This window comes from Rhodococcus sp. OAS809, assembly GCF_040546695.1.
GTDB lineage: Bacteria > Actinomycetota > Actinomycetes > Mycobacteriales > Mycobacteriaceae > Rhodococcus_F > Rhodococcus_F qingshengii.
In genome coordinates this window covers 541,602-565,666 of the sequence record NZ_JBEPOI010000001.1, presented here as the reverse complement: position 1 = coordinate 565,666, position 24,065 = coordinate 541,602, and the positions used below count along the sequence as shown (strand labels likewise).

18 protein-coding genes and 1 pseudogene are annotated in these 24,065 nt (G+C 61.0%); 13 read left to right on the top strand and 6 right to left on the bottom strand.

All coding sequences use genetic code 11. The features are described from left to right. Positions 1-161: 161 nt before the first annotated feature. On the bottom strand, positions 162-635 hold the full coding sequence (locus tag ABIE52_RS02655) for an Lrp/AsnC family transcriptional regulator (RefSeq protein ID WP_192713474.1): 474 nt from the start codon (positions 633-635) through the stop codon (positions 162-164). Positions 636-809: 174 nt separating this feature from the next. On the opposite strand from ABIE52_RS02655, the gene pdhA reads away from it, so the two are divergent. The 7 genes from pdhA to ABIE52_RS02620 all read left to right on the top strand — a co-directional run bounded on the left by pdhA (position 810) and on the right by ABIE52_RS02620 (position 8,909). After that, a complete protein-coding gene (pdhA, locus tag ABIE52_RS02650; protein WP_192713473.1) occupies positions 810-1,895 on the top strand; it encodes a pyruvate dehydrogenase (acetyl-transferring) E1 component subunit alpha in 1,086 nt (361 codons plus the stop codon). Continuing rightward, the gene (locus ABIE52_RS02645) at positions 1,892-2,893 is read left to right on the top strand and encodes an alpha-ketoacid dehydrogenase subunit beta (protein WP_192713472.1); all 1,002 of its coding nucleotides are present in this window, start codon (positions 1,892-1,894) and stop codon (positions 2,891-2,893) included. The genes pdhA and ABIE52_RS02645 overlap by 4 nt, the downstream gene beginning before the upstream one ends. A 14-nt stretch (positions 2,894-2,907) precedes the next feature. Then, on the top strand, positions 2,908-4,230 hold the full coding sequence (locus ABIE52_RS02640) for a dihydrolipoamide acetyltransferase family protein (RefSeq protein ID WP_192713471.1): 1,323 nt from the start codon (positions 2,908-2,910) through the stop codon (positions 4,228-4,230). Then, positions 4,230-4,490, top strand: a complete 261-nt coding sequence (locus ABIE52_RS02635) for a hypothetical protein (RefSeq protein ID WP_192713470.1) — start codon at positions 4,230-4,232, stop codon at positions 4,488-4,490. Before ABIE52_RS02640 ends, ABIE52_RS02635 begins: the two co-directional genes overlap by 1 nt. 16 nt (positions 4,491-4,506) lie before the next feature. Beyond that, positions 4,507-5,883: a dihydrolipoyl dehydrogenase gene (gene lpdA, locus ABIE52_RS02630; RefSeq protein ID WP_192713469.1), complete on the top strand. Its 1,377-nt coding sequence runs from the start codon at positions 4,507-4,509 to the stop codon at positions 5,881-5,883. A 526-nt stretch (positions 5,884-6,409) separates the two neighbouring features. Further along, positions 6,410-7,777: a type III PLP-dependent enzyme domain-containing protein gene (locus ABIE52_RS02625; RefSeq protein ID WP_192713468.1), complete on the top strand. Its 1,368-nt coding sequence runs from the start codon at positions 6,410-6,412 to the stop codon at positions 7,775-7,777. Then, on the top strand, positions 7,755-8,909 hold the full coding sequence (locus tag ABIE52_RS02620) for a M20 family metallopeptidase (protein ID WP_192713467.1): 1,155 nt from the start codon (positions 7,755-7,757) through the stop codon (positions 8,907-8,909). Before ABIE52_RS02625 ends, ABIE52_RS02620 begins: the two co-directional genes overlap by 23 nt. An 8-nt stretch (positions 8,910-8,917) precedes the next feature. On the opposite strand, the gene ABIE52_RS02615 is transcribed toward ABIE52_RS02620, so the two are convergent. Continuing rightward, the gene (locus tag ABIE52_RS02615) at positions 8,918-9,763 is read right to left on the bottom strand and encodes a M55 family metallopeptidase (RefSeq protein WP_192713466.1); all 846 of its coding nucleotides are present in this window, start codon (positions 9,761-9,763) and stop codon (positions 8,918-8,920) included. A gap of 304 nt (positions 9,764-10,067) precedes the next feature. On the opposite strand from ABIE52_RS02615, the gene ABIE52_RS02610 reads away from it, so the two are divergent. The 3 genes from ABIE52_RS02610 (at position 10,068) to ABIE52_RS02600 (ending at position 12,798) form a co-directional block, all read left to right on the top strand. After that, complete coding sequence (locus ABIE52_RS02610) at positions 10,068-11,513, top strand: PucR family transcriptional regulator (RefSeq protein ID WP_192713465.1); 1,446 nt, start codon at positions 10,068-10,070, stop codon at positions 11,511-11,513. A 337-nt stretch (positions 11,514-11,850) separates the two neighbouring features. Next, complete coding sequence (locus tag ABIE52_RS02605) at positions 11,851-12,093, top strand: putative endonuclease domain-containing protein (RefSeq protein ID WP_192713464.1); 243 nt, start codon at positions 11,851-11,853, stop codon at positions 12,091-12,093. A gap of 246 nt (positions 12,094-12,339) precedes the next feature. Next, the gene (locus ABIE52_RS02600; RefSeq protein WP_192713463.1) at positions 12,340-12,798 is read left to right on the top strand and encodes a prevent-host-death protein; all 459 of its coding nucleotides are present in this window, start codon (positions 12,340-12,342) and stop codon (positions 12,796-12,798) included. 661 nt (positions 12,799-13,459) lie between these two features. Here the strand turns inward: ABIE52_RS02600 and ABIE52_RS02590 are convergent. Then, a complete protein-coding gene (locus tag ABIE52_RS02590; protein WP_290287425.1) occupies positions 13,460-13,582 on the bottom strand; it encodes a hypothetical protein in 123 nt (40 codons plus the stop codon). Positions 13,583-13,936: 354 nt separating this feature from the next. On the opposite strand from ABIE52_RS02590, the gene ABIE52_RS02585 reads away from it, so the two are divergent. Continuing rightward, positions 13,937-15,415 carry a leucyl aminopeptidase gene (locus ABIE52_RS02585; protein WP_192713462.1) on the top strand — a complete coding sequence of 493 codons (1,479 nt, stop codon included), beginning with the start codon at positions 13,937-13,939 and terminating at the stop codon, positions 15,413-15,415. Positions 15,416-15,434: 19 nt separating this feature from the next. Here ABIE52_RS02585 and ABIE52_RS02580 read toward each other — a convergent pair whose 3' ends face one another. Further along, on the bottom strand, positions 15,435-16,874 hold the full coding sequence (locus ABIE52_RS02580) for a PucR family transcriptional regulator (protein ID WP_192713461.1): 1,440 nt from the start codon (positions 16,872-16,874) through the stop codon (positions 15,435-15,437). 222 nt (positions 16,875-17,096) lie between these two features. On the opposite strand from ABIE52_RS02580, the gene ABIE52_RS02575 reads away from it, so the two are divergent. Together ABIE52_RS02575 and ABIE52_RS02570 are read left to right on the top strand one after the other, a co-directional pair. Continuing rightward, positions 17,097-18,314 (top strand): alpha-hydroxy-acid oxidizing protein, encoded by a 1,218-nt coding sequence (locus ABIE52_RS02575; protein WP_192713460.1) that lies wholly within the window; start codon positions 17,097-17,099, stop codon positions 18,312-18,314. 518 nt (positions 18,315-18,832) lie between these two features. Beyond that, on the top strand, positions 18,833-19,720 hold the full coding sequence (locus ABIE52_RS02570; protein ID WP_192713459.1) for an alpha/beta fold hydrolase: 888 nt from the start codon (positions 18,833-18,835) through the stop codon (positions 19,718-19,720). A gap of 280 nt (positions 19,721-20,000) precedes the next feature. Here the strand turns inward: ABIE52_RS02570 and ABIE52_RS02565 are convergent. Both ABIE52_RS02565 and ABIE52_RS02560 read right to left on the bottom strand, forming a co-directional pair. Continuing rightward, positions 20,001-20,299 (bottom strand): annotated as a pseudogene (locus ABIE52_RS02565) (transposase); the annotation flags it as partial. A 351-nt stretch (positions 20,300-20,650) separates the two neighbouring features. Beyond that, positions 20,651-24,004 (bottom strand): protein kinase domain-containing protein, encoded by a 3,354-nt coding sequence (locus tag ABIE52_RS02560; RefSeq protein ID WP_192713458.1) that lies wholly within the window; start codon positions 24,002-24,004, stop codon positions 20,651-20,653. Positions 24,005-24,065: the final 61 nt, after the last annotated feature.

Here is a 24,065-nt window from a genome sequence, read left to right as displayed (position 1 = left end):
AACCCACCTCCTCGACCGCTACACACAACCGCTAGTTGCCGCAGCTCAGGACAACAGCAACGCGTTGCGATCACTGAAGAAGTGCACTCTCGACGCGAGAACTCGGTCTGATCCACGAGAGACGGAAGCAATGCGGGGGCACTACCAAACCTGCTTCGGTTTCACGGTTCCATGACGAGCCGCTCGAGTAGAGGCCGGGTTCGATAGGGGATCGCATCGCGCATCGCAACGGAAACTGTTGTGCGCTCGATCCCAGGCACCGCGAGAATGCGGCCGGCGGTTCGGTACAGGTCGTCAGCGTCGATGGCGACGACGCCTATATGAAGATCTGCCGCTCCTGAGATTCCGACGGCTTCGGTGACTTCGGCGATACTGCGGAGTCGGTCAAGGACTTCTTCGAGTCGATGCTGGTCCACGACTGCTGTGACGAAGGCACGCAAGGGGTAACCCAGGTCGCGCGGGGATACGCATCGGTCGACAGGTGCAAGCACCTTGCGCTCATCCCATCGAAACATTCTGGATTGCACGGTGTTCCGGGCCATGCTCAACATCGAAGCCAACTGCACCCCCGTCGCGCGGGGTGCGTCGCAGAGAGCAAGAAGCAGGCGCGCATCGGTCCGATCAAGTTTCGTCATATCGCGCAGTATGCCACCGTCCAAAAATTCAAAATTGGGCATTTTGCGCAAGATCTCACAAACCACTGGCGCAAACTGATTGTTACTGCTTGCCTGAGTGCTTCATATTGTCCGCGACAACCTCCCATCACAGGTTGAGGTGTCCGGCTCAGCGCTACTCTTCGGAGGATTCTCGTGTTCGACAATGACGAATTGGTACAGCTGGTCACCGAATCAGGTCAACGGCTCAATCACCCGGAGTTTTCCGGGTACATCGATGACATCGGAATCGACGCGGTGCGCGCCCTCTACGAGGATCTAGTGGTGGTGCGCCGGATCGACTCCGAGGCCACCGCGCTGCAGCGGCAGGGTGAACTCGGCCTCTGGGCTCCGCTGTTGGGACAGGAAGCAGCGCAGGTCGGTTCGGCGCGCGCTCTTCATTCCGAGGATTTCGTCTTCGCCAGCTACCGCGAGCACGGCGTGGCGTACTGCCGCAATGTCGATCCCACTCACATGCTCAGATTCTGGCGCGGCTCGACCCACTCCGGTTGGAACCCGTACGAGTACAGGATGACGACACCTGCAATCATCGTCGGAGCTCAGGCGCTGCACGCCACCGGGTACGCGATGGGAATGCAATTCGACGGCACGGACGGCGCTACGATCACATACTTCGGTGACGGCGCGACCAGTCAAGGCGACATCTCCGAAGCATTCGGTTTCGCCGCGAGCTTCAACGCCCCCGTTGTGTTCTTCTGCCAAAACAACCAGTGGGCGATCTCCGAGCCGGTGAGTGTGCAGTCACGCGTCAGTATCGCGACGCGCGGAAGAGGTTTCGGTGTTCCCAGCGTGCGCGTCGACGGAAACGACGTTCTTGCCGTCATCGCCGTCACGCGGGCGGCGCTCGCGCGGGCACGGGAAGGAAGCGGCCCAACTCTCATCGAGGCCGTCACCTACCGAATGGGCCCGCACACCACATCCGATGACCCGACTCGGTACCGCTCCGCCGCGCTGGACGAGGAATGGCGGCTCAAAGATCCCCTCGATCGCATCAGAGCCCTTCTGGAGTCCGCGGACGCGATCGATGATTCCTACCTTGCCGCCGTGCAACAGAAATCAGACGACACCGCTGCAGCGCTTCGGCGTGGGTGCCTGGAAACAGTAGAACCGAAACCGATGTCACTGTTCGACAACGTCTACGCCGAATCCCACTCCCTCATCGACGATGAACGGCGCCAATTCGCCGAATACCTCGACAGCTTCGAAGGAACCGACGCATGAGCACAGATCAATCCACCACGACGCCGACGATCCTTCCCCTCGGCAAAGCGTTGAACGCCGGCCTCCGCCGCGCATTGGAGAAAGATCCGAAAGTCGTTCTGATGGGCGAAGACATCGGAAAGCTCGGAGGAGTCTTCCGGATCACCGACGGGCTGCAAAAAGACTTCGGCCCCAACCGTGTCATCGACACTCCCCTCGCCGAATCCGGGATCATCGGCACCGCAGTCGGTCTCGCCATGCGCGGCTATCGACCAGTCTGCGAGATCCAGTTCGACGGGTTCATCTACCCCGGCTTCGATCAGATCGTTTCGCAAGTAGCGAAGCTGCACTATCGAACCAGCGGCAACGTCAAGATGCCGATCACCATTCGCGTGCCCTACGGCGGCGGCATCGGTGCGATCGAGCACCATTCGGAATCACCCGAGGGATATTTCGCTGCCACCGCCGGACTTCGAGTTGTGACATGTAGCAACGCTTCCGATGCGCACTCGATGATTCAGCAGGCCATTGCATCCGATGACCCGGTGCTCTTCTTCGAACCCAAACGTCGCTATTGGGAGAAGGGCCCCATCGCCTCCGACGCGGCGTCGACGCCGCTGCACAAAGCCCGGGTGCTCACACGGGGGTCCGACGCCACCCTTCTCGCTTACGGTCCACTCGTGATGACAGCGCTACAGTCTGCAAAAGTGGCAGCAGAGGAAGGTCGATCAATCGAGGTCATCGATCTCCGATCGATTTCGCCACTCGATATAGACACCGTCGCCGAGTCGGTGCGACGCACCGGACGGTTGATCATCGCCCACGAGGCTCCGGTGTTCCTCGGAATCGGCGCCGAAATCGCCGCCCGTATCAATGAACGCTGCTTCTACCACCTCGAAGCACCCGTCGCACGTGTCGGCGGCTTCACGATTCCCTATCCCCCGGCGAAACTCGAGGAGTACTTCCTGCCAGACGTAGACCGCATTCTCGACGCTGTCGACCGCACCTTCACCGCGTAGCAACAGGAGTTCGCATGCACACTGTCAAGACGTTTCTGCTGCCCGACCTCGGCGAGGGTCTCACAGACGCCGAACTACTCACCTGGAGGGTCGAGATCGGTGACACCGTCGCCCTCAACCAGATCATCGCCGAAGTCGAAACCGCAAAGGCATCCGTCGAACTGCCGTCTCCCTACGCCGGAACTGTCGTCGCGCTACACGCGAGGGAAGGAACGACCGTCAACGTCGGAAGCCGGTTCATCGACATCTCCGTAGAGGCGCCGGACAAGATAGACAGTTCGCCCCCGACACCGGACCTCCCACATACGGCAGACCGCACTCCGGTTCTGGTCGGCTACGGCGTCGCCGAAGAGTCCACGAGCAGACGCCGCCGCAAAGTCGGTACCGGCACGGTGACGGCACCCCTCGTCGACAGGCAGAAAGAGTTCCCCGGCCGCCCACTTGCCTCTCCGCCAGTGCGGTTCGTAGCAAAGGAATACGGCATCGATCTCGCTCAAGTCAACGCCACCGGCATCCACGGTGATGTCACCCGCGACGATCTCGAACGCCATCGCAATACCGCTTCGGCAGAAAGACCCGCACCGAACTCGCGCGAATCCATCAGCCAAGCTCCCTCGGCGTCGATTTCGGCCGCGCGCGAAGAGGAACGCATCCCGATCAAGGGTGTCCGTAAACATACCGCTGCAGCGATGGTCCGCAGCGCATTCACCGCACCTCACGTCACGGAATTCGTCACAGTAGATATCACCCCGACGCTGGAACTCCTTGCTCGACTACGAGAAACGAAGCACTTCAGCGATGTCCGGCTGACGCCGCTGGCGCTGGTGGCCAAAGCACTCCTCGTCGCACTACGCACTAACCCGTCACTGAATTCACACTGGGACGAGGACGCCAACGAGATCGTCGTCAAACGCTTCGTGAATCTCGGCATCGCAGCCGCTACCCCGCGGGGGTTGATGGTGCCGAACATCAAAAATGCACACACGCTCGCGCTCCGCGACCTCGCACTCGCACTATCGGACCTGACAACCACCGCGAAGGAGGGAAAGACCGGCCCGTTGGACCTGTCCGAGGGCACGATCACCATCACCAACGTCGGGGTATTCGGTGTCGATTCCGGCACTCCCATTCTGAACCCTGGTGAGGCAGCCATACTGTGCTTCGGTTCGATCCGGCGGCAGCCGTGGGAACATCAGGGTGAGATCGCACTACGCTCTGTCACAACTCTGAGCCTGTCCTTCGACCACCGGCTCGTCGACGGTGAGCAAGGTTCGACATTTCTGTCAGCGATAGCCCACATCCTTTCTGATCCACTGTCTTTGATTTCACTGAGCTGATGATCTCGCCGAACACCACCGAAGTGGGCCTGAGCGATTCGACATCGCGGAGCGAACTCGCAGAGAGGAATGTCGGGCGCTTCATCCGAGTTGCGCGCAAGGACGGTTGGCAAAGCGACCAATGGGCGATCATCACGATGGTCGTGATCTCAAAGAAAAAACTCTGTTGGCTCGTCGAATATTCGAACGGGGCAACGGATGTCGTGCGTATCTTCGACAATCCAGATCATTTCGATGTTTCCGATACACCCAGCGTGTAAAGCCAAGGGAGAAAACATGCTTGACCAACCAGATGTTCTGATCCTCGGGGGCGGATCAGGCGGATATGCGTGCGCTTTCCGCGCCGCCCAGCTCGGTAAAACCGTCACACTGATCGAAGAAGACAAGGTCGGCGGAACCTGCCTCCACCGAGGATGCATACCTACCAAAGCGCTCGTTCATGCGGCGGAAGTAGCCGACACCATCTCACACGCATCGCCTCTCGGGATCATTGCCACGCTGGACAAGATTGACATACCCGGTCTCCACGTATACAAGAACTCGGTTGTCGACCGACTCTACAAAGGCCTGCAAAGTCTGGTACGTCGGAACAAGATCGAGATCATCCACGGCACCGGCCACTACGACGGTGGCCGCACTGTCCGTGTTGGTGACCGAACAATCACCGGGGAATCCTTGGTTCTGGCAACCGGATCCCAAGCCCGAAGCCTGCACGGACTTGAGATCGGCGGCCGCATCCTCACCAGCGACGAGGCACTGACTTATGCAGAAATGCCGCACGGTGTCGTCGTGCTCGGAGGAGGTGTCATCGGCGTCGAATTTGCCAGTATCTGGGCCTCCCTCGGCGCGGAGGTCACAATTGTCGAAGCACTTCCCAGATTGCTCGCGGCCGAGGACGAATGGGCGTCGAAGCAACTGAGCCTCGCGCTTGGTAAGCGTGGGATAACGACGATGACCGATACCCGCGTCGCGAATGCGACTCAGAGCGCCGACATGGTGGTCGTCACGATGGAATCAGGGGAGGTCATCGAGGCGGACCTGCTCTTGGTGGCCGTGGGTCGCTCACCTCGCACCTCGGGTATCGGCTTGACCGAGAACGGCATTGAGCTCGACCCTTGCGGTTTCGTGTCGGTCGACAGCACGTTATGCACCGCACAACCCGGGGTTTACGCGGTCGGTGACATCGTCGCCGGATCCCAACTCGCGCATCGCGCTTTCCAACAGGGCATCTTCGTCGCGGAAACAATCGCGGGGCTCAATCCCGCCCTCGTCGAAGACAGCAGCATCCCACGCGTGACGTACGCGAATCCGGAAGTCGCCTCCGTCGGCCTCACCGAAGAACAAGCACGTGACAAGCACGGCGAAATCACCAGCGTCGTCTACGACCTCGCGGGCAACGGAAAGAGTCAAATCTTAGGAACCGGCGGCGGCATCAAACTCGTGCGTGCCGGCGCAACCCAAGGACCTGTGGTCGGTATACATATGGTCGGCGAACGTGTGGGCGAACTCATCGGCGAAGCCCAACTGATCGTCAACTGGGGCGCGTATCCGAACGAGGTTGCCACATTGATTCATGCACACCCCACCCAGACCGAAGCCCTCGGTGAGGCGCATCGTGCCCTGGCCGGAATCCCACTGCACAGCCACAACTGAACCAGACATCGGATACGGCACCACACCGAGTCGGCGAGACTGCGGAACGTGCACGCAAACACCCTTCATCACTGCGCAGCGTGGCAGACAGGATCCACGGCCAGGGTTGGAATCGTCTCATAATTGTGCGAACTCGGGTATTTCTTCTACTCGGAGCAGGTTATGCACCAGCGGCGGAGCATCCGTGCCGAATTGGACCTGAGTCCCTAAAAATGCTGCTGCGCATCTTCTTTCAACTTTCGGCGGGCGCAACGGAAATAGCTCTGACGAAATGCGGCGTCTTGGCAGGACTTCCGGTCTCACATCAATAGGTTGTCGATGTTGCCCACACGTCGGCCGTGAGCACGTGCCCGATTCCCCTTGATATCGCTGCGATCGGGTGCCCGCATCGGCCGCTCGCACGAAGGTCTAACCGATTCCTCGGCCCAGTGCACGAATACTTCGAAGATCGTTGTTACGCATACTGTTCTCTGGTTTTACGTTCGGTCACATTCAGGCGCATGCGCTAACCGAGGAGCAGATGTCAGTGGACAACCCCACCGCGACGTGGAAAGACCGCCCGATGATGACCGGGGCCGGCGCCGGTCGTGCACATTCAGTGTTGAAGCAACCGCTTGCATCGTCTTCGTATCGCAAATCCTTGAATTCGCTCCGCGCCGAGGACTCGATTACCTGGCGAGACAGGAGTTTTCCTGAAGTCGAGATTGCACTGAGCGATGTCGGCGGGCAGGGATGGAATCTCCTCGACGGCGGCTTTCATTTTCCGGCCGCCGCGCTGAAGGCAACCGCGCTTGAACGCAACCTGCACCTCATGCGGGACTACTGCCTCACACACGATGTTCTGCTTGCCCCCCACGCAAAGACCACGATGAGTCCGGAGCTGGTGGGACTTCACTTGGATGCAGGCGCCTGGGGTATCACTGTGGCCAATGTGCAGCAAGCGCGGGTGTTCATACACGCGGGTGTTCGCCGGATGTTGATTGCCAATCCCGTAGTCGGCGAAGCAGACTTCATTTACCTCACGGGGCAGCTGCGAAAGCACCCGGATCTGCAAATTTTGACGTTGGTCGATTCTGTGGAAACTGCGCAGCGTCTGGACTCGGCGATACAGACTTACGGGGCTGATCTTCCACGGCAACCGGTCCTCCTCGAGGTCGGTTACCCCCACGGCCGTGCCGGCGTGCGGACAACTGAAGCAGCGATCGTCACCGCGACGACTGTCCACCGAAGCCAGAACCTGAAACTCGTGGGAGTCGAGGGCTTTGAAGGCCTCGTGCCCGGCCGAGATGTCGAGGAACAAAGAAATGAGGCGCGGCGGTTCATAGACTCGGCGGGTGTTGTCGTGCGTGAGCTACACGTCAGGGCACTTCTCGATCCTTTGACAACACTGGTTTCGTTCGGCGGTAGCTCGTTTTTCGACGTGGTGGTGGATCGCTTCAGAGATCAGTGGCACGGGCCACGACTTGAAATCTTGCTCCGAAGTGGGTGTTACCTTACGCACGATCACGGCGTGTACGCGCGTACCTCACCGTTCGTCGACCAGGAGCCCTCGCCGCTGCCCGCTCTTGAAGTGTGGGCGGAGGTTCTCTCACGACCCGAGCCTGATCTTGTCATCGCGGGATTGGGGAGACGTGATGTCTCGACGGATTCAGATCTACCGACACCCCTCAGCCTGAGACGTCGTGGAGAGGTTCGGAACGCAGTCGGGATGCGTACCCGCGCGGTAAACGACCAGCACACCTATGTGTCTGTTTCCCACGGAGACGACGTCGAGGTAGGAGACCTGATGAGCTTCGGTGTCTCGCACCCGTGTACGACATTCGACAAGTGGCGAGTAATTCCGATCGTCTCCGATGAATATGAGGTTATCGATGCGGCCCGTACGTACTTCTGAAGATGCGCCGGCCTACCCCGCAGTGGTTCGTGCAATTCTCGCCGACCTGCGCCGACTGGTCGAGACAGAGTCTCCCTCGTCCGACCTTGACGCAGTGGAGCATTCAGCGCATGTGGTGGCGGAGTTGGTTTATGAACGACTGGGGCGCCGCCCTGAAATACTCTGTGTGCAAGGAGTTCACCACGTACTTTTACGCGGGTCGGCCGCCCGTGTCATGATCCTCGCGCACCACGACACGGTGTGGCCGCTGGGGACTATCACGGATCTCCCATACAGCGAGGCCGACGGAATCATCCGCGGGCCAGGTTGCTTCGATATGAAACTCGGACTCGCGCAAAGTATCCACGCGCTCAGACAACTCACCGAACGTCGTGGTGACGAAATGTTGGAACACGTGACCCTGCTGGTCACGGGCGATGAAGAGCTTGGGTCACCGACATCGCGGGAAATCATCGAGAACGAGGCGCGCCGATGCTTTGCCGTGTTCGTATTGGAGGCGGCAGGCTCCGGTGGAGCATTGAAGACCGAACGCAAGGGGGTATCGCGGTACCAGATCGAGATCATCGGCCGCGCTGCGCACAGTGGTCTCGAGCCCGAGAAGGGGATTAATGCGACTATCGCTGCAGCAGAGGTCATCTTGCAAATTGCTGAGCTCGCTGACCAATCGGCTGGCACGACTGCAACTCCGACCGTACTGAGCTCAGGGACTGCTCCTAATACGGTCCCCGCGAAGGCCGTTTTCGACGTCGACGTCCGGGCGACCACAGCTCGGGAACAACAACGTGTGGATCAGTCGATTCGCGCCATCAACTCTCGCATTCCTGGGGCAGAGGTTGTCGTACACGGGGGAATCAACAGACCACCAATGGAACATGACGCTGCAATTTCGCTGTTTCGTGATGCGCAGCGGATCGCATGCACCCTCGGGCAAGATCCGCTGAGGGAGATATCCGTCGGCGGTGCGTCGGACGGGAACTTCACCGCCGGACTTGGAGTGCCCACACTCGACGGCATGGGCGCCGTCGGAGGCGGCGCCCATGCACGCGACGAGCATGCGGAGATCGCATGGATTCTCCCACGCACGGAACTCCTCAGGAACCTGATGGAGGAACTCGTCGACAGGTCCGGGTAGCGAACTGCTCAGCGGCGATTGACAATCGCCATGCGCGACCGTTCACTACCGGTAGCGAGCTCGTACAGCACCGTGATCAGTCCGAGAAGGTCTGTCACCGAGGTAAGGACTGTCGACATGGTGCGGTCGGCGGTCCTTACACAGCCTGGAATGCTCGCCGCCAGTTCCGCCGCTACCGGCGAAGGCATGTCAACCTCGACTTCGAAGGACAACGGCACAGAAGGGGAGGTCATCTCCGCCGCCCGAGACACTGCAGATGCTGCCGCTTCGCGGATCGATTTACGCGCAACAGCAGGCGAGATGGAGTTCGCAGCCGAAAAGCCGTGGGCTGCTTTGACAGTCACAATCTCGGCCTCAGGAAATGCCTTACTTGCGATCTCGCTGATGACGTCGTCGCCCGTAACCAATCCCACCGGCACCCCGAGCGAGTTTGCATAGAGCGCGTTGACTTCAGCCTCGGAGACCCGGAGCCCGTTGATTCTTATTTCCCCGAAATGCGCGGAGAAGGTATGCGCCAGGACGCCGGGCGCCCCGGCAGGGGCGTGATAGCCCACGAACAACGCCACCGCACAGTCGTCGGTGAGCCCTTCGGCCATGCATTGAGCCTTCGGGGCACCGAAGACCAACCGTGCTCGTGGGTCGAGACGCTCATGTATCAAATTGTCCATGGTCCCGTGAGAATCGTTCACGAGCACGCTCGTCGCTCCACCGTCGAAGGCTCCACCGATCGCAGCATTGGCTTCCTCGGTCATCAACTCTTGGGCGCGAGGGTAACCGTAACCCCCTCTCAGGATCTGATCGAAGGTTGCAATGCCTGCGACACCCTCCATGTCCACCGATATGTACGCCTTCACGATCACTCCTCACCGTTTGGAAAGACAGCCAACGAACCGCCGCCTGCTCCCTCTCACTGTGGAGGCCTCGAACACTGAGGAAATCGTTCGATCGACCAAACTATGCACGTAGTGGGTGTACAATCGTCCAATGACCGGCCTGCGAAGCACCACCGCAAACCTCGGACTTTTGGTTGAACGCCTCGGGTCAACACTCTTGACACACAGAGCCGGCCCCCACCAGTCAAGCCGTGCCGTCTCTTCGGTAATTCTTCACGACCCCCTCGACCCGCCGAGTATCGTGCCTGACGCAGTGGTGTTGGGGGTGGCTCTTGCTACCGACAATGACTTCGGCTCCTTCGTATCTGCCGCCGTGGACGCTGGCGTTGCCGCACTGGTCATTCGTGAGCCAGTAGTGATCGATGAAGCAATCGCCGAGATGGCATTGCGTGGCTGTGTCTCCATTTTCGGTCTCGTCCGCGGCGCCTCCTGGATTCAGGTAGCCGCCCTTGTCGGGGGCGCCTTGAACTTGGACAGTGACGGCGATCCGGTCGACACCACGGATTCGAGTCGAGACCTGTTCACCTTGGCGAACTCGGTGTCAGCCTTGTTATCTGCTCCTGTCACTATCGAAGACCTCTCCTCTCGGGTCATTGCGTTCTCGGCGGATCAGGCTGGAACCGATGAACCTCGGCGCCTCACAATCCTTGGCCTACAGGTTCCCGAGCTTTACACCTCCTCGCAACGAGACCAAGGCGTATTCCCTCAGCTTTACGCCTCGGACAAACCCGTTTTTATGCAGAACCCCGCTCCGGGAACGCTTCCGCGGATCGCAATGAGAGTTCAAGCGGGCGATGAAGTCCTCGGCTCGATCTGGGCGATCGTTCCTGAACCGCTCACCCCCGAACAAGAACGGGGGATGGCCGAAGCATCCCAGGTTGTGGCACTCGCGATGCTGCGCGCCCGAGTCAGTGCTGACTCGTCCCGTCGCAGAGGTGAACACTTGACCACCATGCTCTTCGACGGAGGCCGGCGCGCACGCGAAGCTGCGCAGCAACTCAACTTCGGTTCGTCGCACGCGTGTGTCGTGGTGCTGGGTCCAAGGCAGGCCGGTGAAGAGCTTCGCACTTTGGCTGACCTCCAGCGCGCAAGCTTCGCCTTTCGCATGCACCTACGGTCGACGTATCCACGTGCGATTGCCGAACAACTGGGCACTGTCATCTACGCGGTCATTCCCGTCCAATCTGTCGACGATCCAGTTTTGGCAAGAATCGAGACACTGGCCACCACGTTCATCTCCTATCTGAAAACTTCTACCGAATTCTGTGTGGGGCTGGGACGCGTCGTCACTGACGTCACCGAACTGCCGGTATCCCGCCGCGATGCCGATACCGCGTTGAGAGTTCTACAGTCCCGTCGGCATACAAGCACACGCGTAGCACAGGCCGCCGATGTCCAGATCGATGCACTCATGCTTCAGATCGGGGACTCGATCGCCGCCAACGGATTGCAACTCGACGGGCCACTCACCATCCTCCTTGAATACGACATCACCCATGGGACACAACTAGTTCCATCGCTCGACTGTTGGCTCGAAAGCTTCGGAGACGTAGTCGCTGCGGCGAAAACCCTGCACGTGCACAAGAACACTTTCCGGTACAGGCTTGAAAGAATCGAAACTATCGCCGGGATCGATCTGAGCAGCCCTGACGTCCGCTTCGGATTGATGCTGCAACTACGGCTCCTCGGCGCACAGTATTCAGCAGAGTGACGTTGCACAGCACATCTACCGCCCCTTCCACACTGAGTTTGCCTGCGCAGCTGTCCGGTGGAGCCCCCGTTACCGCTTAGGTGCTCCTGAACGACGGGGCCACGGTCGCCATGTTTGGTACGACTTCTTGCCCCTGTCTCTCGAATGATCCGAGGTGGTGTCGCCGAACCTGGCCGCATCCGATGGAGCGCTGCAGGTCGTCTTGGATACCTACGCCTCTCGCTACTGGACCTCCTCGCCATCCCTGTTCTGATCCCACAGGTCTATCTCCACTACGACCCCTACGACCAGCACCCGCCGCAACTCCTCCTCAGGCTCTCCGCTGGCACGTCAACGGATGGACTTCCTCCTGCTGTTCAGCGACCGCCGCCGCGTCGTGATCGAAGTTGACGGCAAGCACCACTACGCAAGCGGGGATAAGGCCAGCCCCGAGCTCTACGCCCAGATGGTCTCCGAGGACCGCCGACTGCGCCTAGCCGGGTACCAGGTCTACTGCTTCGGTGGAGCCGAACTGTTCAACGGGACAAGCAGATCCATGGTCGAAGAGTTCTTCCAACAGCTCACAGCTCGCATGCCATAGCAGGCGTACCGCCGCGGAAGCGCTGCGAGATCACCGCCACCGGGTGAGTACCGTCGACTGGTTCGCCACAGCATCGTCCACGGCACACCTGACCTCGTCCAGAACCGGTAAGACGGCGTAGAAACCTCTGGCGCGGCAGCGTGAACGGTGAATCGACTCCGCCGATGCCAGCGCATCACTCAACCAACGTGTCCCACAATTCAGCGACACCTAGACTTCCGAACACGTTCCGAATACATTAGCCACATGATCACCGCACCAGGCCTCCCCGCCGCGACCCGACGCTCCTCGGACCTGAGCAAACACTCGGCCGAGGTCTTCGCCGAAGCCGAGAACCATCCCGTCACCGTGACTCGACGCGACGGCGAGGCGCTCGTCCTGATGTCGCAACGCGAAGCCGAGGGCCGCTCCCGCCTGCTTAACTTCGCCGCCCAACTCATCACCGTCACTCTCGACGACAATGGCTCCCTCGCTGCACGCATGTCCAAGGCCTTCCCCTGGATGCTCGCTCTGTCGCCGGCAGACCGGGAGACCTGCGCTCAGGACCTCGTGGACGCCGCGCGCGCCTCGTTCTCCACCGACCAACCGCACCTTGCGATCGCGGCGCTGACATCGTGGAAGGAGACGGCGACCGCCATCGCCGCCGGACTCCGCGCCGCCGACCTCGAATGGTTCGACGACGACGAGACCGTGGAACGTCCGTAAGCGTGACGGCCGCCAAGAAGGGCGAACTGGTCCCCCGCCCTCCGAAGAAGAGCGAGTACGAGATCCGGTTCGCGACCTCGAACGCACGCAAAAGCTGGCAGGACCTCGTAGCGACGATCCGCAACCCCCATAACGGAAGCGTGGGACTTCCTCACGCGGACGCCTCAGACCACGACACCGACGAACTACCCGCTCCGGGGCGAACTCGGCACCATCTCACGTGGGGGAACCACTTACGAGCGTTGGCAGCACAAGCCGACAGCGAAAGGAACCGCACGTATCTGGTTCTACGTGCACGAGCGCACAGTCGCCCTGGAGCAGGTGCACACAAGCCACCCGAACGAAACCAAGTAGCCGGGCAGACACCGCACCCCCCTCGACGGTGACACGCTCCTGCCGGCGAGCGGGTGTGCCTGATCAGGATCTTTCCTGCCGGCCCGGAACTGTTCCAGCCATAGATGATTCGTGTTCCCACCACCACACCATGCCGGGTCCAAACTGTCCCTCCCTCCGCCACAACACGACATTCGAAGGTAGGCAGTTGGGGCCGGAGTTGACAGCAGTTTCTCGAGTCGCGGACGGCGGGTGTGCCGTCCGCAGGAACGTGGCAGCACTCGAGAATCGTGTCGTATCGGGTAGCCAGTCCTTGGCACGCCTTGAGCTAGTTGATGCCGCGCTCGATCAGGATGTGGTCCTGGTAGAGCGTGACATCAAGGGCGATCGGCAGGTCTCCCCGTGAGCCATTCCTCCGGTAGAGCATCCCTTCGCCACTGTGACGCTGCACGGCACTCCAACGCCCTCGCCGAAGGATGACGCGAGGCTGGATAGCAGTCGGTTGGCAGCGAGCACTCCGGCATAGCTGGCACCGCCGGGAACAACTCAGTGCGCGGGCCGGGCAAGTGTCTGAGATTCGGCTTGGTCATTGCATTCTCCTGACGCATTCCACCCACCGAATGAGCTCCCGTCCCAGTTGCCACGAGCTCAGCAACGTGACAGTGCCGTTCCGACCATTGTGCACCAGAACAACAACCAACTCGGAAATTTGTTGCGGTAGTTCCACTTCGAGGACTCATCGCGAAGCGATACTCGACATACCACCATGCACACGCAAATGGCCTCGTCGAAGGAGCAACTCCCGATGAACGATTTCACACACTCTCTGCCGAGTGTGTCCCTCAGCGACACCGAGCCGCTAGTTACGAAGGCCGACGTGCTGATCCTCGGCATACGCGGTACCGGCACGGGCTGCCCCGAACACGAGAATGTTGCAGATCTCCTCGACCTGCTGGGCTTCACCGGCGAGCGCGACCAGGTCATGACATTCCCCGCAGGCGAGCGAGCCACGGCAAGTGTAATCGTGGCAGTCGCGTTACCGGCCGAACCTTCCGAGGCGGACCTGCGCGCTGCGGCCGCCCGCGGACTGCGAGCCGCACCGAAAGGCACGGCAGCGATCGCATTTCACCCTACGAGCGTCGAAGAAACGGTCGCTGTAGCTGAGGGCGCCCGGCTCGGTGGTTATCGGTACGACCGATACAAGACCTCGCGCGATGATTCCGAAACAAGCAGTGAGCCAAGAGAGGTCACTATCTTGAGCTTGTTCGCTGAGGACAGTGCGGCTTTGGTCGAGCAGTCCGACGCGGTGACCCAGTCCGTTGCGCAAGTCCGCCATTGGGTCAATGCGTCTCCTTCCGATCAGAGACCGCCCATTTTCGCCGACGAAATCGCCGCGTACAGTGCCGCATTCGTCGGTAACGATGTGGCAGTCGAGATCTGGGACGAAGTACGCCTCGCTGAGGAGAATTGCGGGGGCATCATCGGAGTCGGACTCGGCTCAGCGGCCCCGCCACGACTGGTGACGCTGACATACGCCCCGGCCGATGCCACCACGCACCTGGCCTTGGTAGGTAAGGGCGTCACATATGATTCCGGCGGGCTCTCGATCAAACCCGCCGTCGCACTGGCGACCATGAAAATGGATATGGCGGGGGCAGCCGCTGTAGTGGGCACGACGCTGGCCGTCGCCCGACTCGGGCTGCCGATCAAGATCACGACGTACGCCTGCCTCGCCGAGAACATGCCCAGCGGCGCTGCCTTTCGGCCCGGTGACGTGCTGGCGATGCGGAACGGATCCACGGTCGAAATACACAACACCGACGCTGAGGGCCGTCTGGTGATCGCCGACGGCCTCGCACTTGCGGTCGCAGTCAAGCCCGACCAGATCATTGACGTCGCGACCCTCACCGGGGCATGCATGGTGGCGCTCGGTGAGCGCACCACAGGCGTACTGGGCACCGACGAGGGCCTCATCGGCGCAGTCCTCTCAGCGTCCCGTACGGCAGGCGAGTCGATGTGGCCGTTACCGATCACCGATGAAATGGGTGCGGCGGTGCGCTCGTCGACTATCGCGGACCTGCGTCAGCACGACCCCAAGCCGTACGGCGGGGCAATGTATGCTGCGGCGTTTCTGCGTGAGTTCGTCGGTGAGGTGCCTTGGGCGCACCTCGATATCGCCGGGCCCTCGTTCAACAACGGCTCCGCCTACGACGAAATTCCCTCCGGTGGAACAGGTGTCGCGGTCCGCACTCTCGTGCAACTTGTTCGCGACATGACTTCGTGAGAACTGCTGCTCGCCGCTATCAAGTAACCAGCCGCACCTGTAGCTCGGCGAGCAGACGGTCGTCAGGATCATCCAGGCTGAAACGTCCTATTTCCTGAGCCTTGTTGATCCGGTATCTGACGGTGTTGACGTGTAGACCGAGCTTTTGGCTCGCGATTTTCATGTCCCCAACGCAGTCGAAGTAGGTGCGCAAGGTATCGACCAGATGCGTTTGGTGCGCACGATCCTGCGCAGAAAGTCGAGAGATGGGACCTGACAACAGAGCAGGGTGTGCAAGAGCCACTTCGCGGAACTGCTCGAGCCGCCAGCTGGCTTGGAGGTGCTCACTGTCGGTGAGCCCGGTCCAACCCCGCCGCTCGGCGAGCTCAAGCAACTCATTGATATTCAGGCTCACCGCTCTGGTCTCGGTGAGCGAATGGTAAGTGGAGCTGACTAATGCACGGTGCGGAGCCGTTGACTGGAGTCGCCCGTGAATGTCACTCACGATGCGTACCGCACTCTGGCGCTGTTCCTGGTCAGCTGCGGGAAAAACCAGGTAAGTCGTGTCCGGTCCGACAGCCAGCTGGGCGCGCACGCGAAAGGCGTCGCAGTAACTGCGGGCTAACGCGCGGAGACGTCTGGCCGTGGCGGCACGGTCACGCTCGTCTGCGGTCGTGGGGCGCATGGCACACAGGACGAATCCGGCATCTAACTCCACGCCCAGTCGCTCAGCCACGATTCGTTCGGTCTGCTTACCCGCGAGCAGGGCGCTGAACGCGGCATCGCCCGAACTTGCGCCGCCCAGTCCAGCTGCTGCGTGCCGGAGCAGTGGGAGGGCGGCGTTGTCGGCTGCCTTGCGAAGACGTACCTCGATCTCCCTGTGCGAAGCCTCTCCGTCTGGCTGTAGCCAGATCGTGGCAAGGAGTTCGGTGCCCGCTTGGACCGCCACGGCGTATCGTCGCGACATACCGGCGATCTCGTTGTCTTGGAACGCGATCACATCGCCCCGCTCAAGTGAGTCCAGTAGCCCGATCGACCCCAGCTCGGCAAGGGGTGCGGCGGGCGCTCGCCTTCCGAGAATACTCTCATTGCGCACTTCGTCCATCGGAGCTCCGCCCGAATATGCCAACAGCTGCCATGCTGGATCGTGGAGGACGACGGGGCCGCCACACGACGCGGCGATGGCGTCGGCAAGTCCGAACAGAGAGTCCTCCGAATAGTCTGTAACCCTTGATGTTTCGGATGCGGCTCGGATGAGGCCGAGCAACTGTCCCCAGTCCGTCCGCGAGTCGACGCCGATTACAGCGATATCATCGCTGCCAAAGTGGACGGGAAGTGGCCCTTTCAGCAGTATTGCCGCGGACCGTGCAGCGATCGCTGTCCGCATCAAGTCACGGAAGGCTGCGCTGTGCGCTCGAAAGCCGGGCGCTACGATCAGCGCCCCTTCAGTCGGTGAGATCGGATATTCCGGATCAGTCACCAAGGTACCTATGACAACCGCATCGAGCCGCCCGATCTGGTCTACGACCAAAACGGACCCGAGCCGAGCGGATACATCAGCGACAGTGAGGGCCACCTGTTTCGCTCCTTGCTTCCTTGGACAGTTTTCGAAAAAGCCATTGTGCGGCTGCACAAGCCAGCATCGCCCTAAATGTAGTTCCAAGCAATAAATTCGGTTGTATTCGAACCCTACTGTCACTGCATGACTACACCACGGCTCCGCACACGGCTCGAAAGCCTCAGCGAGTACATTCCAGCGATGCCCACGCTGCCTACCCTCGAGCGGCGGTTGGCGCGCGCGACCAACCTCGATGACCTTCGTCGTCTTGCTCGTCGCCGCGCGCCCCGAATGATTTTCGACTATGTGGACGGTGGAGCCGAAGAGGAACGGTCACTGAAAACATCGGTCACTGCGTTCGACCGAGTCGAATACCATCCGCGAGCACTTCAAGACGTCAGCGAAGTTTCGGCCGCGACAGAGATTTTCGGACGCGAAGTATCGCTGCCACTCGTACTGGGACCCACCGGTTTCACGCGCATGATGCACCACGAAGGAGAAGCCGCCGTCGCCAAGGCAGCGCAGGAAGCCGGAGTGCCGTATGTCCTCTCCACCATGGGGTCGACGACAGCAGCGGGCATCGCTGCCGCCGCACCCGCTGGCTGGAACTGGTTCCAGCTCTATGTCGTTCGCGACCGTGCACTCAACAACGAACGGCTCGAACTCGCACGTGCGGCTGGAATGGACGTCCTCGTCCTGACGGTAGACACCCCGGTTGCCGGAGCGCGTCTTCGCGATGTCCGTCATGGCATGACCATCCCACCTTCGTTGCGTTGGGGCAGCGCGCTACAGGCAGTGCGTCATCCACGTTGGTGGAGCAGGTTCGTGATGTCCGAGCCCTTGAACTTCGCCGCGGCCGGCGGAGCCTCCGATGATCTCGCCGGTATCGTCCGCACCCTGTTCGATCCGAATATCACCTTCCGCGACATCGAATGGGTCCGAGACCGATGGGAGGGAAGGCTTCTCATCAAAGGCATCCAAGACACCGGCGACGCAAAGGAACTCGCCGCCTTGGGTGTCGACGGGATCGTTGTGTCCAACCACGGCGGCCGCCAGCTCGACCGCACTCCCGCTCCATTGGAGCTCTTGCCAGGTATCCGCACCGCGGTCGGCGATAAGACTGGGGTTTACCTCGATGGCGGCGTGCGCAGCGGATCCGATCTTGCCGCCGCGGTCGCCCTCGGGGCCGACGCCAGCTTCGTAGGACGTGCCTACCTCTACGGCCTCATGGCGGGCGGGCAGAAGGGAGTCGACCGAATGTTGGCCCTGTTCCGCGAGGACTACGTGCGCACTCTGCAACTCCTCGGGCTCAGTTCCACGGCAGAAATAGACAGTGGTGTCGCGAGTATCAGGAAGTGGTGAGGCCTCGGTCGATGGTGCAACCCTCATTGTCTCGCGGCACGATGGATGGTCCCTCAATTTGGTCGGGCTGCCAACACTTCCGATTCTACTGATCAACCAGCCTTGCACGATAGGGCCTGTGCCCTGGCGCAAAAGCCCAAAGTCTTGGTCATTGACGAGTTGACTCTCGGATTGGCGCCTGTCGTCGTGAACGACATCCTTCCCGTCGTACAACAGATCGCGAGCTCAGGCGTGGCGGTACTTCTTGTCGAACAACACGTTCATGCGGCACTGACGATCGCGGATCGATGCGTGATCCTCCAACAGGGGCGCATCGTGTTTACCGGGACGGCCACAGAGGTGCGAAACACGCCCGACGTCATAGCAAACAGCTATTTCGGCACAAGTCTCACGCCGGAGGAGGCACCAGATCCTTAGCGGGGCAATGGAACTAAACTAAGAAATCAATCCTGTATCGCAATGTTGCAAATCCCGTACGCCACCTCGAAACGTGGCACTTGAACTTTCCAGGAGAGACCATGACCAGAATCCTCCCTCGACAGACCACCACGCTTCCTGACGGCCGAACACTGTCCTACATCGAAGCAGGAGATCCCGACGGTGTGCCATTGCTGTTCACCATCGGCACGCCTTCGAGTGCGACCGGGGGGCTCGCATTCGCTTCCGCTGCCGCACGTAACGGCGTCAAGCTCATCAGTATCGACAAGCCCGGGTACGGCCAATCCACCCGCGACCGCAACCGGTCACTGGTGCGCTACGGCCAAGATGTTGCCGCCCTAGCGGATTCGCTAGAACTGGAGCGCGTCGCCCTAGCCGGGCAATCAGGCGGTGGGCCCCACGCGCTCGCCGCCGCACACATCCTTGGATCACGAGTTTCCACATTGACACTGATCTCCAGCTTCGGACCGGCCACCGAGACTTGGGTTCGCCCAGAGCTCGCCGGCCCGATGAAGATCATGACGATGGTGTCGCAGCACGCACCGGGGTTCATGGGCGTGGTCGTCAGTCTGATGAAAATCCTCACAGGCACCCGAGCACACGCAGAACGTATGGTCAAGCATGCCGCAGCCAAGGCAACGCCGACAGAGCGCGAGGCCCTCACCAGCCCCGAACTTCAGTTCATTCTGGACGGATACGGTGAGGCCTACAGCAGTATCGGCGCGGTGTGTGACGAACTTCGCGCAATCGGGGTTCCGTGGGGCTTCGACCTCGAGGGCATCGGAGCGCCGACAGATTTATGGCATGGCACCGAGGACAATACTTGCTCAATCACTATGGCCCGGGGCATCGCGTACCGACTGCCGCGCTCCACGCTGCACGAACTTCCCGGTCTGGGGCACTCTTTCTTCGGTCGGGCGCTGGACGACGCCCTAGCGAATGTGCGCGCCAAGGCTATCCAGCTATGAGCGACTCGTTCGACGCGGAACCTGCCGAATACAAACGCAACTGGTGACGCTCCGACACCACCGCATCAACCTGGCCTCGTCACGCCCCGACCCTTCCTTCGGGGATGGCGCGGATCCGAGAACGACAGCTCAACGGGGCCTCACCGACATGTCGCTTGAACGCCGCACTGAAGGCACTTTCGGAGGAGTATCCCAGTTCACGTTCAAGCGAACGGATTCGTGCATGGACTTCGGATCAGGTTGAGTGCCTAGGGTTGTGATCGACGAGTCATGTTGACTGTTAGGCGATTTGGTGTGATTTGGTCGAAGATTCAGCCGTGGCTGCTGCGCGGACTTTGTCTGCGATGACCTTTCTGAGTTCGTCTGTGCTGAACACCGAGACATAGCTGCAGGTGACCTGCCACTCGTCGTGAGCTTCGATGACGACCGCGGTCGCCAATCTCGGAACGCGGCAGGATTGGGGAAGATTTCCACGACGCCGGCTCTGCGTTCGATCTCCTTGTTGAGTCGTTCGATCGGATTGTTCGACCCGATCTTCTGCCAATGGGCTTTGGGGAACGCAGTGAACGCCAGGACGTCGGGCAGCGAGGGAAAGAACGATCCCGACTCCAGCTTCGGAATCTGCACCTCCACATCTCCGCTGGTTGTGGAGCCGATTTTGGATCGGTGGCCGTTGCATCGGGTGCTGCGACTTCGGTCCGTTGGTAGCGGCCGGCACCCCTCTCGACGCCCCGTGCCGCATCATCAACACCAAGGCATGACGAGATCAGGGTCGTAGTCGGCGGCAGCATCCTCGACGAGCACGGCGAGGTTACCGTTAGTGCCAGTTTCTGTATCGACGTCACCGAAACCCTCACCCATATGATCAAGGAGACGGTTGACCAGTTGGTCGACGAGATCAGCAGCTCACGCGCGAGCTTTCCGACCTGGTCAGGGGCGAGGGGCTTGCTTGCGCTCGACGATCCAGGCTGCGATTTGCGCTCGTGAGGTGAAGCCGAGTTTGACCAGGACATGCTCGACGTGTCCCTGCGCGGTTCGGGGTGAGATCACCAGCCTGTCGGCGATGGCTCTGTTCGTCATTCCCTCGGCGACCAACCGGGCCACTTGCCATTCACGACGTGTCAGACTTATGCCCGGACCGTCCTTCTGAGGGGGTGGTTCGATCTTCTCGTCGAGCGCGAAGGCGATGGCTTCATCGGGTCTGAGTGACCGGCCACGTGCTGACTCACTTTCGAATCCCTTGCTGCCGAGTAGAGATTGGACGCGTCGCTTGCAGTCTTGCTGGTAACGCTCCAGGTTCGGAAACTGCATCGTGGGAATTCCCATCGCCTGCCAGAGCGTTTCCGCAGCACCCAAGAGCACTCCGGCGCGCCTGCCATCGCGCCGCTCGGCGGCAATCCACGCCAGCGTCTGAAAGCACCATGCGGACCCGCGTGGGTCATCGACGAGACGCGTCAATCGCAGCCCCTGTTGGATCAATTGCACAGCCCGCTCCGGGTCGCCTTGCAACCACACCGCGAGCCCACACGCCCACCGTGAGTACGACCGGTAGATCGACTCACCCAATGGTTCGGTTATCGCGATTATGCGTTCGTGGCAGCGAACAGCGCGGGATTCGTCGCCGGTAAGTCCGCAGGCGAGCGCCAGCCCGAACAGGCTTCCGACTTGGCGGAGCAGGTTTCCTTCCTCTTCGAAGATTGTGACAGCGTCTTCGAAGTCTCCGATCGCGTCGGCGGGCCTGCCGCAAGAGAGCGCGAGGTATCCGGAGGCATGCGTGGACAGGGCCTGCAGTGCTGGGCTGTTGAGCTCGTCGGCGATGACACTGAGTTCGGCAAACCGATCCTGCGCTGCAGCCGTCAGCCCTTGCGCGGCGGCGAACATGCATGCGGAATACAGCGCGGCTGCCCGCTCGTGTGAGGATTCCGCTCTCGGCTGCGCGAGGAGGCGGGTGAGCCAGCGTTCGCCCTCACTGAATTGTCCGCGGGCGAGCCAGAACACCGATAGCGCAGCTGCCGTTCGCAGTCCGCTACTTCGGCCCGTCTCGACCCCTGGAGTCCCCGAAGCGTCGGAGAGGCAATACTCGAGCATGTCCCGCAGATTCGCCTGTTCGCGGTCCAGGCGCGCGATCCACGTCGCCTGATGGGAGCTAAGCCAATCGTTTTCCGCTCGCGTTGCCAGTTGCGAGTACCAGTCGCAGTGACGGCGGCGAAGCGCTTCTCGCTCTGGCTGTCCACGGAGTTTGTCTCGACCATATTCGCGAAGTGTGTCAAGTTGCCGATAACGCACGACCGTCCCGGCGTCCTCACGGATGATGATGGACTTGTCGACCAACGAAAACACCAAGTCGAGCAGCAGCTGCGGCGAGAAGTCCCACCCGCAAATCGCCTCGGCCGCGTCCAGTTCGAAGCTGCCCGCGAATACGGACATTCGGCTCCACAGTGTTCGTTCCTGTGGTGTGCAAAGGTCATAACTCCAGTCGATGCAGAGCCGCAGGGTCTGCTGCCGGGTCGGTGCGTTACGACCTCCCGAGGTCAGGAGCTGGTAACGGTCGGTCAACCTCTCGAGAATTTGCTCGGCGGAAATGGCGCGCAGCCGGACTGCCGCGAGTTCGATGGGTAGTGGGAGCCCGTCGAGGCGCTGACAGATGCGGGTCACGGTCACGCAGTTGTCGTCACTGATCTCGAAGGTGGGCATAGCGGCGGCCGCTCGGTCCGCGAATAGTTGTACCGCGTCGTATTGGGGAAGCCCGCGTAAGGACGTCTCCGTGTCGACGTCCGGAATCCCCAATGGTGGCACCCTCAGTGCGACCTCGCCCTGAATACCGATCGGCTCACGGCTGGTGGCCAGGATCCGCACATCCGGGCACGCTCGAAGCAGCGTCTCAGTGAGTCTCGCGACTGCGCTGATGATCTGCTCGCAGTTGTCGAGCACGAGAAGCAGTCTGCGCGAAGCAAGGTACTGAGTGAGGATGTCTCCGACGGATAGTCCGGTGTCCGTGCGCAGGCGCAATGACGTGGCCACGACCTCGGCGAGCATGTCCGGGTCGTGCAGGTTCCCGAGTTCGACGAGCCAGACGGCGTCGTCGTACACGCGGCGAACGTCTATTGCGATGCGTCGCGCGAGCCTGGACTTTCCGACACCCCCGATACCGGTCAACGTCAGCAGGCGAGCGCTGGTGAGCAGCTTGCGTGCCTCGGCGATTTCCTGACGGCGACCGACGAAGCTGGTGAGTTCTACCGAGAGATTCCCGGGAACGTTCCCGACCACAGGGGGTGTCGGATCAGTGTTGGGTGATGCCGGTACCTCGATGGAGGAGGAGCGAGGTCGGATTGGGGCGGCACCGTTTGCGATCGGCTCCTCGGCTGGCACAGCGTGGCCGGTGTGCGCAGTATGCAACGCCATTTCGTCGACAGGATATCCGTGTTGGCGCTGCGTGTGCTGGAGCGTGATACCTAAATCGGCTGCGGTCTGCGGGCGATCGGCAGGGTTCGCTGACATCGCTCTCTCCACTACCGCGCACACGTCGTCGGGGATGCCAAGCCCGGCCAGCTGTGGGATCGGATCAGTCGTGATACGGACGAACTGGGCGATCACCTTCTCACCGCTGTGGCGTTCGAAGGGGGCATGGCCGGTCAGCGCGCAGAAAAGTGTGGCACCGAGGCTGTAGATATCCGCAGCGATTGAGGCAGGCTTACCCAGCAGGATCTCCGGGGCGGTGAAGGCCGGTGACCCGGTGAGGGTGCCGGCGCCCGTTTCGAACCCACCCGTGAGGTGTGAGATTCCGAAGTCGCTGAGTTGCTGTCCGCCGTAATCGGTGAAGAGGATGTTGCCGGGTTTGACGTCGCGGTGGAGGATGCCACACTGGTGCGCCGTCTCCAGGGCCGAGGCCATGTTTATGCCGAGGCAAATGACCTCGGTCCACGGAAGTGGACCGTCGCGCCGTATGTGGGATTCGAGTGAGCTCTGCGACAGGTACGGCATGACGATGAACGGTCGGCCCGCATCGGTGACGCCGGATTCGAGGACGTTGACGATGTTGGGGTGACCCGTCAAGCGCCCCATGATGCGTTGTTCGCGAAGGAAACGGTCACAGTTCGCCTGATCGAGATCGGTGGTGAGTACCTTGACCGCGACGGTCCGTTCAAGGTGCGGCTGACGGCATCGATAGACGGCACCGAAACCGCCGTGCGCGATTTCCTCTGCGTCGTCGAAGCCGGCCGCGTCCAGGTCCGATTGGATCCGTGGGATGTGGCGTTGTGTTTTGTCGGGAATGAAGTCGGACATGGTTTCCGAGATTTCCGCGTTCGGTATCGACGAGGTGCCCGCCGCGACCGCGCTGAGAGTT